Genomic DNA, 12,536 nt, shown 5'->3' with positions numbered 1-12,536 from the left:
CCCCTCTCCCCTTGCGGGAGAGGGTTGGGGAGAGGGGGATAACGCCGTTACAACAATTCCTTGCGCAACTCTGCCGCTGACTTGGGCGACAACAACCCCGGTGCCACGTCCAGCACCGTCTGCGCACCAACCACACCGCTCTGGTTCAACCGCCAGGTAGCCCGGGCATAGGCAACCAGCACCGCCGCGGTAAATTCGGGGTTGCTGCCCAGCTTCAGGGTGTATTCCATCACCTGGGTGGTGCCCGCGTCGGAGGTGCCGCTGCGGATGACCACGCCACCATGGGGCATGGCGGCGTGATCGCGGCGCAGCGCTTCTTCGCTGATGAAGTTGACGGTGGTGTCGTAGTCGGCGAAGTAGTGCGGCATGCTGACGATGCTGTGTTCCACTTCGGCCGCATCGGCGCCCTCAGCCAGCACCACATAGCATTCCCGCTTGTGCTTCTCGCGGGTGGTCAACTCCGGCAGTTCGCCGTTGCGCACGCGCTCGATCGCCGCTTCGGCAGGCAGGGTGTACTGCACCCCCGCCTTGACGCCCGGCACCCGGCGCACAGCGTCGGAGTGGCCTTGGCTCAAACCCTTACCCCAGAAGGTATAGGTGGCCCCGACCGGCAAGATGGCTTCGCCATACAGGCGGTTCAGGGAGAACAGTCCCGGATCCCAGCCCACGGAAATCATTGCCGTGTAGCCCGCCGGTTTGGCGGCGCTGTCCATGGCGGCATGGTACTCGGGAATGGTCGCGTGGGTGTCGAAGCTGTCGACGGTGTTGAACAGGGCGGCCAGGGCCGGGCCCTGCTCGGGCAGGTCGTTCTTCGAGCCGCCGCAGAGGATCAGTACGTCGATCTGGTCGCGGAAGCTGGCGATATCGTCCTGGGCGTGAACCGGAATGCTGCTGTCGAGCAGTTGCACGTCAGCTGGATTGCGCCGGCTGAAGACGCCGACCAGTTCCATGTCCGGGCTCTGGGCGACTGCCATTTCCACGCCTTTGCCGAGGTTGCCGTAGCCGGCGATGCCGATTCTGATTTTGCGCTGCATAAAGACCTGACCTTTCTGTGTGTGCCGTCCCGCGAACCACTGGCGGGGCAAAGGACAAATTATACAGATTGTGGCGCCCTTTCGGCGCCACAGGTCAGAACCGGCTCAATCCCCGTCCGCGGGGCTCGCCTTGAGCGCTTCCAGTTCCCGCACCGGCACGCCCATGTCCCGCCACTTGTCGGGGTGGCAGCTGAACAGCAGCACCTGGTGGCGCTGGGCGGCATCGAACAGGATGCGCTTCATCTGCTCCAGGCGCGGCTGGTCGCTGTGCACCAATGCATCGTCCAGGATCAACAGGGTCGGTCGTCCCGCTTCGCGCAACAGATCGGCATAGGCCAGGCGGCTTATCAGGCCCATCTGCTCCCGCGCACCGAAGCTCAGGGCATCGAACTCGCCGGCGTCCTGGCCCTGGCGCAGCAGCCGGCTGGGCATCAGATTCTCATCCACTTCCAGCGCTGCCTGGGGGAACAGCAACTGCAGGTAATGCTCCAGATGCTTTTGCAGGGGCGCCTGCAGCTGCCGGGTGAGCTGCTGGCGCTGCTCGCCCAGCAACCTGCTCAACAATGCCAGGGCGTCGGCGCGCCGTTGCAGCTGGCGATGGCGACGGGTTTCCCGCTCCAGTTCCGCGGTGAGCGCGGCGTGGCTTTCCTCCAGCCCGTCGGCACCCTCCCCCTGCAAGCGCGCCTGCAGGGCGATGAGTTCATCGCGGCGCTGGTGAAAGCTCTGTTCAAGCTGAGCCGCGCTGCTGCGAAAACGCTGGATGTCCTGTTCCAGGATGTCCGGCCGCGCACTGGCGATCTGCGCGGCACGCTCGGCGCTGACCTGCTCCAGCCGCGCCTCTTCGGCCCGCTGGGCGAGCAGTTGGTCGCCCAGCTGCTGTTGCTGCTGCCGGCGCTGCGGATCGTCCAGCCGCTCCTGTAGCCGGCGGCATTCCTCATCCACACTGGCCAGCCGCTGGCGCAGCTCGATCACCTGCTCGTTGTGCTCCAGGCTCGCCGCCTCGCTCTGCTGCAACCGGGTGGCGGCCTGCTGTAACTGTTGCTCGGCCAGCTCCGGACTAGGCTGATCGGCCTCCGGCAGCGCTGCCAGCGCAGTCAGCTCGGCGTCCAGTTCGGCTCCCCGGGCGGTGGTCCCAGCCAAGTGCTGCTCCAGCGCGTCCACGCCCTCGGGTGCCAGGTTGTTCAGCAGTTTGCGGTTGCCCTGAAGGGTCGCGGCCAGGCTTTGCGCCTGTTGCCATTGCTCCCGGGCGGCCGCCAGCGAGTCGACCTGCAACTGGGCCTGCAAGCTATGCAGTTGCTCCCGCAGGCGCTCCGCTTCCCGGCCCAGGCGGGCCAGATCGCCGCCACCGGGGATCACCAGCAACTGGCCCACACCCTCGATCGCAATCCGCGTTTCTTCCAGCAGCTGCTGCTCGCCAGCCCCCTCGACACCCTGCTGGTTCAGTTCGAGCCGCTGGCCAGGCAGCAGTTCGTAGCGCAATCGCGGGGCGATGCTCTGCTGCCGGATTTCCAGCTCCCGCAGTTGGTTGTGCAGTTTTTCCAGGGTGGCAAGCTGGCCGGCATCCACGCGGATGAGCGCTAAAGCCTGCTGCTGGGTCAACTGTTCGCGCTGCAGCTGACGCGCCTGCTCCAGACTCTGCTGCAGCTGCTGCGCCTGGCGCTGCAACTGCTCGCGTTCGCGCTGCAGAGCATCACGACGGGCCGCCTGACGAGCCAGGCGCTCCGCTTGTTGGGCCTGCTGATAGGCAGCGACGGCCGCGTCCCGGGCGGCGCGCAGTTCGGCCTGGCGCTCGGCCAGTTGCTCCAGTTGTTGCTGCAGCGCCAAACGACTGGCCTGACGTTGCTGCAGGTCGCTGACCTGCTCCTCATGGTGGCGCAGCTGATTGAGCACCAGTTGCCGGTTACCCTGGGCCTGGGCCAGCGCCTGCAGATCGCGTTGCTGCTGCTCGCTCTGGCGCTGCACCTCGGCGTAGCGTGCCTCGGCCTGCTGTTGCTGGGCCCGCAGTGCTTCCCACGGCCGCTCAGCCTCATCCCGCAACTGTTGCCGGCGCAGCTCATCCAGGCGGTCCACCTGCTGGCGGTAGGCGCCGATACGCTGGTCGAGCTCCTGCAGCTGCGCGGTGAGCGCGGCAATCTGCTCGGCACTGGCCTTGTACTCGCCGCGGGGTTTGCCAGTGCCGGTGAGCAGTTCGTCAAGCTGCCCACGGACCTGCTTGATGATGTCGTCACCCCCGCTGCTGGTTACCTCACCCAGGCTGGCGCCCAGCACCGATTTCAGATGATCCCCGGCGTGACTCACCGCATCACCCAGCTCCTGACCCATGCCCTGCTCGATCCACAGCAGCCCGGGTATGCCCCAGTGCTCGGCCTTGCTCGCGCCGCGGTTGGCGACGCTGAACCCCAGCATCCCCGCCAGCCGCTCCTCGGCCTCATCTCCGCTGAGACGTTCTCCGTCCACGGTCAGATCGCAGCGCTTGCGCTGCAGGAAGCGCTTGCTCAGTTGCCATTGTTGCGCGCCATGGCTGAAGCTCAGCTCCACCTCGGGCGCAGCGCCGGAATCGCCCCAGGGGCGCAGGTCGGTCAGGGTGCCGGAGCTGTGCCGTTCGAAGAAGGCGGCGCGAATGGCGCGCACCAGGGTACTCTTGCCCGATTCGTTGGGCCCGCAGATCAGGTTGAGCCCCGGACCGAAGCCGCTGATGCTCAGGGGCTCGCGAAATTGCCGGAACTGACTGATGCGCAACTGTTGCAGCTTCATGGGGTGCTCCCTTCCGCCTGCCGCTCCCGCAGTAACCCGGCGAGCAGCCCCAGCGCCTCCCGGGCGGTATCCGGCTGCTCGCCCTGCTGCAGATCGCGCAGCTGGGTGATGACCTCGCCGAGATAACCATCGGCCTGCAAGGCGGCAATATCGGCCTCGGTGGGCAGCAGCCGCAACCCATCGAGATCACATTCCAACACCCGATGCCGGGCTTCGGCACGGCCCAGCGCAGCTTGCAACTCGCGCTCCCCCGCAAGATCCAGTTCACCCTCCAGGGTCAGGCTGATCACGCTGCTGCGCTCGACCTGCTCCAGCTCGGCGATCAGGGCGTCCAGGTCCGAAGGCACATTCAACCGCCGCTGCCATTGCAGCCAGGAAAACTCGCCGATGGCCAGCGGCATGACCTGCGGTTCAGCACCCAGGGCGTCGATCTGCACGTCCAGGATCTGGCCGGCCTCGTTGTTGCGGAAGCGATCCGGTTCCGGCGTACCGCTGTACCAGGTGCGGCGGTCGATCTGCCGGCAGCCGTGCCAGTCTCCCAGGGCCAGGTAATCCAGCTGCGCCCGGGCCGCCCGCTGGGGATCGATCGGGTTGGGCGAGTCGATATTGTCCGCCAGGATGCCCTGCACACTGCCATGGGCCAGGCCGATACGCAGCAGCCCCGGCGGCGTGCTGGCAGGGTCGAACCAGTCGGTCAGGTCATGGAAGGTCTGGCGCTGGGTCAGCGGCGCAGGAAGAATGGCCAGCCCCTGCTCGGCCAGGATGAAGGGTTCCGGGGTCAGCAGCACATGCACATTGGCCGGGATGGCATCGAGCCGCTGGGCCCGGCTCCAGATACTTTCGGCCAGCGCCGCGTCATGGTTGCCGGGCAACATGATCCAGGGGCCCGCGAACCCCTGCAGGGCCATGAACAGCCGCCGTACCGTCCGGTCGGAAATGGTCTGGGCATCGAACACGTCGCCCGCTACCAGTACGGCATCGACCCCCAGTTCGCTGGCCTTGGCGGCAATACGCTCGACCGTGTTCAACCGAGCCTGGGCCAGCGCCGGCCCGTCCTCCGGACCAAATCTGTCGTACTGGCGGCCGATCTGCCAATCGGCGGTATGCAGAAAGCGGGGCATGTCCTCTCCTCATCCGGGGGCTGTGCCCGGATTGTAAACGCAAGAGGGCCCGAAAGGGGCCGCGGCCGCAACGATCAGTTGAGCTGCACAGCGCCAACCCGGCCCGGCACATGCTGGTAGGCGTCAAACACCGCGCAGACGCTGGCCACCAGGGGCCGGCCAGCCGGCAGGATCTCGATGCCAGTCGCATCCAGGTGGATCACGCCGTCACGGTGCAGCTGCCTGAGCATCGCCAGGCAATCGGCGAAATAGATCCCCAGATCGATGCCGAAACGCTGTTCGATCTCGGCGAACCGCAGCCGGTAGTGGCACATCAGGTTGTTGATGATGACGCGGCGCAGGCGGTCGTCCGCGGTGCACCGGATGCCTCGGCGCAGGGGCAGGCGGTGCTGCTCCAGGCTGTCCTGGTACAACTGCAGGTCACCGGTATTGCGGCAATGGAAGTCGCCCACCTGGCTGATCGCCGCCACCCCCAGGCCGATGAGATCGCTGTCCGCCCCAGTCACATAGCCCTGCAGGCTGCGGCCCAGCTGGCCGATCTCCTGGGCGTTGCTCAGGTCGTCGTCGGGCAGGGCAAACTGCCCCATGCCGATATGCCGGTAGCCCGCCCGCAGCAGGCGGTCATAACTGTCGAGGCGGATCTCCAGTGCGGTGTCCGGGTCCGGCAGCTCCGCCAGGCTGATCCGGCGCTGGGGCAGGAACAGGTCCGGCAAGTGGACGTAGGGATACAGGGTCACCCGATCCGGATGCATGGTGATGACGCTGTCCAGGGTCCGGGCGAAGGAAGCCTGAGTCTGCCGCGGCAAACCGTGGATCAGGTCGATGTTGACCGACCGGAAGGCCAAGGTGCGCGCGGCATCCATCACCGTCTGGGTCTGGTCCAGGCTCTGCAAACGATTGATTGCCCGCTGCACCTCGGGGTCGAAGTCCTGGACGCCAATGCTGACCTGGTTGAAGCCCAGCTCGCGCAGCAGCCCCAGGGTGGGCCAGTCCGCTTCCCGCGGGTCAACCTCGATCATGTGGGCAGCGGAATCATCCAGCTGCAACTGGAACGACTCGCGCAGCCGGGTCATCAGCCGTCGCAGGTCATCGTGGCCGAGGAAGGTGGGCGTACCGCCCCCGATATGCAGGCGCTCGACCCGCTGCGTCGGGCCGAGCTGCTGGCTGACCAACTGGATCTCCCGCTCCAGCGCCCGCAGGTACGCCTGCGCCCGGCTGCGATCCTTGGTAATGACCTTGGTACAGGCGCAGCAATAGCAGACGTTGGCGCAAAACGGGATGTGCACATACAGCGCCAGCGGCCGGCCAGCGGTGCGGCTGCCCTGCAGCGCGCTGACCAGATCGGTAGCACAAACCCCTTCGGCATATTGGTTAGGGGAAGGATAAGCGGTATAACGTGAACCTGCCTTATCGTAACGGCGGATCAGGCCGGCGTCCCAAATGACTGGATCGGACATGGATGGGTGCTCCGGATACGCTGCGTTCAACATGACCGCGAGACTACGCCCTTTGGGGGTGCGCCACGTTGACGCATATCAATAACACCGGGAATCGCGTTTTCTCCGTTAGCGGACGGGCCCTGCGACTTGCGATGGCATGGCAACTGGCCCTAACCTGCAACAAATCATTCAAAGGCGGCAAGATATGGCTCTGACTAAGGAACAACGGCAGATGATTCTGAATCATTCGCTGTTTTCTCATTTCACCCCCCAGGCTCAGGAAGAGCTGCTGGCCGATGCCCAGGTGCGTGACCATCCCGCCCAGGCACTGATCCAGCGGCAGGGTGATCCCGCCGAGCGCTTCTATCTAGTGCAGAGTGGCAAGGTAAAGCTGTTTCGCATCTCCGCCGATGGCAAGGAGAAGGTGGTGGAGATCATCACCGCCGGCAACACCTTTGCCGAGGCGGTGATGTTCATGCAGAAGTCGGTGTTCCCGGTCTGTGCCGAAGCGCTGGAGCCGGTGAAGCTGATCGGCTTCACCAACCGCCTGATGCTGCGGCACCTGGAGCAGAATCCGCAGACCTGCCTGCACCTGCTCGGACACATGAGCGTGCGCCTGCACCAGCGGCTGGACGAGCTGGAAAACCTGACCCTGCAGAACGCCACCCAACGCCTGGCCCTGTACCTGGTCAGCCAGGTACGCGACCGCGCCAGCGACAGCGCCGAGATCGAACTGGTGCTGCCGAAGAGCCTGATTGCCGCTCGCCTGTCGATCAAGCCGGAGACCTTTTCCCGGGCCATTGCCAACCTGCGCGAACGGGGGCTGATCGATAGCCGCGCCCGGCATATCAGCATTCCGAGCATTACCAACCTGCTTGATGAGTTCGCCGGCGGGCAGCAGCACATCGAGTACAAGGCAGGTCTTATCGCCACCGACAACCACTAGGGCCGCGGATGCTGATGAAATGGTTCTGGCGCAGCGTGGCGTCACTGGCGCTGGGCCTGGGCGCCCTGGGAGTTTTGCTGCCTGGCCTGCCGACCACACCCTTTCTGCTGGTTGCCGCCTGGGCCGGTGCGCGGGGCTGGCCGGCGCTGGAGCAGCGGCTGCTGCAGCATGAAAAATACGGACCCCTGATCCGCAATTGGCGGGACCACCGGGCGGTGCCGCGGCGGGCAAAATGGCTGGCGAGTGGCTTGATGCTGAGCAGCATCCTGATGATCTGGCTGATGCCGGCGCCGCTGTGGCTGCGCTGGTTCCTCAGCCTGTTTCTGCCCTGCGTGGCCTTGTGGTTGTGGACGCGGCGGGAAAGCTGAACAGCGAGGGAGATGCGGGGCGCTGAGCGCCCCGCACCGACTCAGTACACGTCGTGCTGAGTGTTATGGACGTTGAACTTGCCGGTCGGGGTGATCAGTCGCTTGTCACGAATCACCTTCTTCAGCTCCAGCGTCTTGTCGTCGACCACCACAATGGCGGATTCTTCTTCCTGCCCGCTCCACACGGAGAACCAGACCTCGTCCCCGGCCTCGTTGTACTCCGGTTGCACCACCCGGCGCGAGCCGCCCTTGATTCCCGACCACTCGGCAATTGGCAGCACCTTGTAACCGGCGTCGAGATTGTTGATATCAAACACCGCCGCCGATTGGGCAACCGCCGCGGTCGGGTTGAAGGTGGTATCCACATAGAGGTTGGTGGAGTTGGGGTGGGTCTTGATGAACAGCGAACCGCCGCCCTGCCCCTTCAGCGTATCCACTACCTTCCAGGCATGCTCCGGATGGTTTTCCGGATCGGTGCCGATCAGCGAGAGGGTGTCATCCCCCAGGTGGCTGGTGCCCCATACCGGGCCGAATTCTGGGTGGACGAAGTTGGCGCCGCGACCCGGGTGCGGAATCTTGCCGACGTCGACGATAGCCGCCAGCTTGCGATCCTTGGAGTCGATGACCACCACCTTGTTGGAGTTGTTCGCCGCGGTCATGAAGTAGCGGTGGCTGCTATCCCAACCGCCGTCATGCAGGAACTGCGCAGTGCCGATGGTGGTGATGGACATGTTGTCCAGGTCTTCGTAGTTGACCAGCAGCACCTGCCCGGTTTCCTTGACGTTGACGATGAACTCCGGATGTTCGTGGGAGGCGATGATCGCCGCCACGCGCGGCTCCGGATGGTATTCCTGGGTGTCCACCGTCATGCCCCGGGTGGAAACGATCTTCAGCGGCTCCAGGGTTTCCCCATCCATGATGGCGAACTGAGGCGGCCAGTAGTCGCCGGCGATCACGTACTTGTCCTCGAAGCCCTTGAACTTGGAGGTCTCCACCGAGCGGGCCTCGATGCCCACCTTGATCTCCGCCACCTTGGTCGGCTCCTTGGGCCAGAGGTCGATCATGTCGATCTTGGCGTCACGGCCGATCACCAGCAGATAGCGACCGGAGGCGGACATGCGGGAGATATGTACCGCATAACCAGTGTCGATGGTCTTGACGATCTTCTTGCTGTTACCGTCGATCAGGGCGATCTTGCCGTCGTCACGCAGGGTCACCGAGAACAGGTTGGGCAGATCCAGCTTGTTCATCTGCCGGGTCGGACGATCCTCCGGCTTGACCAGCACCTTCCAGCTATCACGCATGGCCTGCATGCCCCATTCCGGCGGGGTCGGCGGCTCATGCTGGATATAGTTGGCCATCAGGGTGATTTCTTCCGGGGTCAGTTCGCCGGAGGTGCCCCAGTTCGGCATCCCCGCAGGCGAACCATAGGAGATCAGCGCCTCGAGATAGGCCTGGCCGCGCTGCTGGGTGATGTCCGGGGTCAGCGGCTTGCCAGTGGCGCCCTTGCGCAGCACGCCGTGGCAACCGGCGCAGCGCTGGAAGTAGATTTCCTTGGCCTTGTTGAAATCGGCCTCGCTCAGATCCGGCGCACCGGGGGTGTGCACGACTCTGGCCAGCGCCGGGTCCACGGCGGAGGCTTCTCCCTGATAAGCTGCGGCAGCCTTCTCGGGGTCGGAACCCTGGGCGAAGGCGGCAGCTGTTATTGTCAGCGCCAACACACTGATGGCGGCAGTCAACGGTTTGGTCATTCTCATGGCACGCTCCTTTCCTGGAATAAAATCGTGCCGGCATCATGGAACATTGGCTCCGCAGAACGATTGATGGCCGTCAAATGGTCCTGCGGCAGGCTGACGCAGCGGCAGGGTGCGACATACCATCGCAGGCTTTATTAGGGTAAAAATCACCCATATTGGTTGAACGGACCCTCAAGCGCTTGGGTTTATTAAACCAGCTACCCACATTAATCCTTGTATTTCAATAAGTTACATTGTGGCACGGTCCTTGATAGGGATGAGATGAATGCATCCATCCAAGGAACCACCCCATGGACACACTCCGGTTAGATCGTCGCCCCGACCAGCAGGCAGGGCTGTTCTACCATGCCAGCGGCGCTGAAGTTGAACTCTTCGAGCAGGCCGACCGCTTCGGCATGCCGGTGCTTATCAAGGGCCCGACCGGCTGTGGCAAGACCCGCTTCATCCAGCACATGGCCCAGCGCCTCGGCCGCAAGCTGTATACCGTTGCCTGCCACGACGACCTGACCACGGCCGACCTGGTCGGTCGCCACCTGATCGGCGCCAACGGCACCTTCTGGCAGGACGGCCCCCTGACCCGCGCCGTGCGCGAGGGCGCCATCTGCTATCTGGACGAGGTCATCGAGGCGCGCAAGGACATTACCGTGGTACTGCACCCGCTGGCGGATGACCGCCGCATCCTGCCGCTGGAAGCCACCGGCGAGGAACTGCAGGCCGCGCCCGGTTTCATGCTGGTGGTGTCCTACAACCCCGGCTACCGCAACCTGCTCAAGGGGCTCAAGCCCAGTACCCGCCAGCGCTTCGCCGCCATGGCCTTCGACTATCCCGAAGCCGCCGTGGAAAGCCGCATCGTTCAACACGAAGCCGGGCTCGACCCGGTGCGCGCCACCCAGCTGGTGGCCCTCGGCAATGCCCTGCGCCACCTCGGCCAGCATGACCTGGAGGAAGCGCCTTCCACCCGTTTGCTGATCCATACCGGCCGCCTGATCGCCGCCGGCATGGACCCGCGCCAGGCCTGTGAAGCCTGCGTCGCCCAGCCGCTCACCGACGAGCCTACCGCCCAGGCGGCCATCATGGACGTGGTCAGAGCGCACTTTGCTGAACCTGGACAACAACAAGCCAACAGAAAAATCGCCTGACCGGCGAGCACGCAATCCGCATAACCCGAGGAGATCAACATGTCGGAGCGCTTTACCAAGGGCATGGCCCGCAACATCTACTACGGTGGCGGCATGTTTTTCATGCTGCTGTTCATTGGCCTGACGGTGGATACGGTCACGGCGATCCCGGAACGGGAAAACCGCGATCAGCTGACCGCCTCAGTCGCCCACGGCAAGGAGCTGTGGGAGAACAACAACTGTGCCGGCTGCCACTCGCTGATGGGCGAAGGTGCGTACTTCGCGCCTGAGCTGGTCAACGTGTTCAAGCGACGCGGCATGGATAACGAAGTGGCGTTCCGCGCCTACTTCGGCGCCTGGATGGCGGCCATGCCGACCAATGTGGAAGGTCGTCGGCAAATGCCCCAATTCAACCTGAGCGAAGAAGAGCTGGATGCCATGTCGGACTTCCTGATCTGGTCGTCACGGATCGATATCAACGACTGGCCGCCGAACAAGGAAGGCTGAGTACCCCTGAGCAGACTCTGACAGCATAAGGAATCACATCATGAAATACGCTTCACAGGCGGTGGCAAAGCCCTACTTCGCCATTGCCATGCTCCTCTTCGTCGGGCAGATCATTTTCGGTCTGATCCTCGGCACGCAGTACATCATCGGCGATTTCCTGTTCCCGGAAATCCCCTTCAACGTCGCCCGCATGGTGCACACCAACCTGCTGATCGTCTGGTTGCTGTTCGCCTTCATGGGTGCCACCTACTACCTGGTACCGGAGGAGAGCCAGACCGAACTCTGGAGCCCCAAGCTCGGCTACTGGCTGTGCGGCATCTTCGCCGTGGCCGGTGTGCTGACCATCCTCGGCTACCTGCTGGTGCCCTATTCCACCCTGGCGGAAATCACCGGCAACAAGTACTTCCCGACCATGGGCCGGGAGTTCCTCGAGCAGCCGACCATTACCAAGATCGGCATTGCGCTGGTGGTCGTGGGCTTCGTCTTCAACATCCTGATGACCGTGCTCAAGGGTCGCAAGACCGTGGTCAACATGGTGCTGATCACTGGCCTGATCGGTCTGGGCGTGTTCTGGATGTTCGCCTTCTACAACCCCATGTCGCTGGTCATGGACAAGTACTTCTGGTGGTGGGTTGTGCACCTGTGGGTGGAAGGCGTCTGGGAACTGATCCTGGGTGCGATCCTGGCCTTCATCCTGATCAAGACCACTGGCGTTGACCGCGAAGTCGTGGAGAAGTGGCTGTACCTGATCATTGCCATGGCGCTGATCTCCGGCATCCTCGGCACCGGTCACCACTACTTCTTCATCGGCGCACCGGACTACTGGCTGTGGATCGGCTCGATCTTCTCCGCCATCGAACCGCTGCCGTTCTTCCTGATGGTGCTGTTCGCCTTCAGCATGCTCAAGCAGCGTCGCCGTGAGCACCCGAACAAGGCCGCGGTTACCTGGGCTGTCGGTTGCACCATCATGGCCTTCCTCGGTGCTGGCGTGTGGGGCTTCCTGCATACCCTGGCTCCAGTGAACTACTACACCCACGGTTCGCAGCTCACTGCAGCCCACGGTCACCTGGCGTTCTTTGGTGCCTACGCGATGATTGCCATGGCCATCATTTCCTACGCCTGGCCCAAACTGCACGGCCGTGAAGCCAACAGCCCGCGCGCCCAGGCGGTGGAAATCGCCTCCTGCTGGGTCATGAGCATCAGCATGCTGGCGATCACCCTGCTGCTGACCTGGGCTGGCTGGATCCAGATCGAGCTGCAGCGCCTGCCCGATGACGCCGGTGCCCTCGGCTACATGCAGACCCAGGACGCCATCATGCATGTGTACTGGATGCGCCTGGCAGCTGGCGTCGGCTTCGCCGTCGGCCTGGGCATGTACCTGTACAGCTTCCTGGTCGCCCGCAGTACCCGTGAAGCTTCTCCCGTACTGATGGCCGCTGCCTGATCTGCAACCCGGTGTCGGGCCTGGCCCGACACACCAACCGCACTACCG

General features: G+C 64.0%; 10 protein-coding genes. 5 read left to right on the top strand and 5 right to left on the bottom strand.

All coding sequences use genetic code 11. The features are described from left to right. Positions 1-47: 47 nt before the first annotated feature. The 4 genes from VG99_RS12385 to hemN all read right to left on the bottom strand — a co-directional run bounded on the left by VG99_RS12385 (position 48) and on the right by hemN (position 6,366). Positions 48-1,034, bottom strand: a complete 987-nt coding sequence (locus VG99_RS12385) for a diaminopimelate dehydrogenase (RefSeq protein WP_044500343.1) — start codon at positions 1,032-1,034, stop codon at positions 48-50. A gap of 105 nt (positions 1,035-1,139) precedes the next feature. After that, complete coding sequence (locus tag VG99_RS12380) at positions 1,140-3,788, bottom strand: AAA family ATPase (protein WP_044500342.1); 2,649 nt, start codon at positions 3,786-3,788, stop codon at positions 1,140-1,142. Further along, complete coding sequence (locus tag VG99_RS12375; protein ID WP_044500341.1) at positions 3,785-4,909, bottom strand: metallophosphoesterase family protein; 1,125 nt, start codon at positions 4,907-4,909, stop codon at positions 3,785-3,787. Before VG99_RS12375 ends, VG99_RS12380 begins: the two co-directional genes overlap by 4 nt. Positions 4,910-4,983: 74 nt before the next feature. Continuing rightward, on the bottom strand, positions 4,984-6,366 hold the full coding sequence (hemN, locus tag VG99_RS12370; RefSeq protein WP_044500340.1) for an oxygen-independent coproporphyrinogen III oxidase: 1,383 nt from the start codon (positions 6,364-6,366) through the stop codon (positions 4,984-4,986). Between the two features lie 187 nt (positions 6,367-6,553). Here hemN and VG99_RS12365 point away from each other — a divergent pair, with 187 nt between their 5' ends. Further along, on the top strand, positions 6,554-7,294 hold the full coding sequence (locus tag VG99_RS12365; RefSeq protein WP_044500339.1) for a Crp/Fnr family transcriptional regulator: 741 nt from the start codon (positions 6,554-6,556) through the stop codon (positions 7,292-7,294). A 14-nt stretch (positions 7,295-7,308) separates the two neighbouring features. After that, entirely contained in the window at positions 7,309-7,662 is a 354-nt protein-coding gene (locus tag VG99_RS12360) for a YbaN family protein (RefSeq protein ID WP_204216723.1), read from the top strand. Positions 7,663-7,703: 41 nt separating this feature from the next. Here VG99_RS12360 and VG99_RS12355 read toward each other — a convergent pair whose 3' ends face one another. Beyond that, positions 7,704-9,419, bottom strand: a complete 1,716-nt coding sequence (locus VG99_RS12355; RefSeq protein ID WP_158023923.1) for a nitrite reductase — start codon at positions 9,417-9,419, stop codon at positions 7,704-7,706. 290 nt (positions 9,420-9,709) lie between these two features. Between VG99_RS12355 and VG99_RS12350 the strand changes: the two genes are divergently transcribed. Genes VG99_RS12350 through VG99_RS12340 form a run of 3 tightly spaced genes read left to right on the top strand, consistent with a single transcriptional unit; the run spans position 9,710 to position 12,488 of the window. Then, entirely contained in the window at positions 9,710-10,558 is an 849-nt protein-coding gene (locus tag VG99_RS12350; RefSeq protein ID WP_044500334.1) for a CbbQ/NirQ/NorQ/GpvN family protein, read from the top strand. 39 nt (positions 10,559-10,597) lie between these two features. Next, the gene (locus VG99_RS12345) at positions 10,598-11,044 is read left to right on the top strand and encodes a c-type cytochrome (RefSeq protein WP_044500332.1); all 447 of its coding nucleotides are present in this window, start codon (positions 10,598-10,600) and stop codon (positions 11,042-11,044) included. 40 nt (positions 11,045-11,084) lie between these two features. Further along, a complete protein-coding gene (locus VG99_RS12340; RefSeq protein WP_044500331.1) occupies positions 11,085-12,488 on the top strand; it encodes a cbb3-type cytochrome c oxidase subunit I in 1,404 nt (467 codons plus the stop codon). Positions 12,489-12,536: the final 48 nt, after the last annotated feature.

This window comes from Pseudomonas saudimassiliensis (assembly GCF_000939975.1).
Classification (GTDB): domain Bacteria; phylum Pseudomonadota; class Gammaproteobacteria; order Pseudomonadales; family Pseudomonadaceae; genus Halopseudomonas; species Halopseudomonas saudimassiliensis.
The sequence above is the reverse complement of the archived record's forward strand: the minus strand, read 5'-3'. Positions and strand labels throughout refer to the sequence as shown.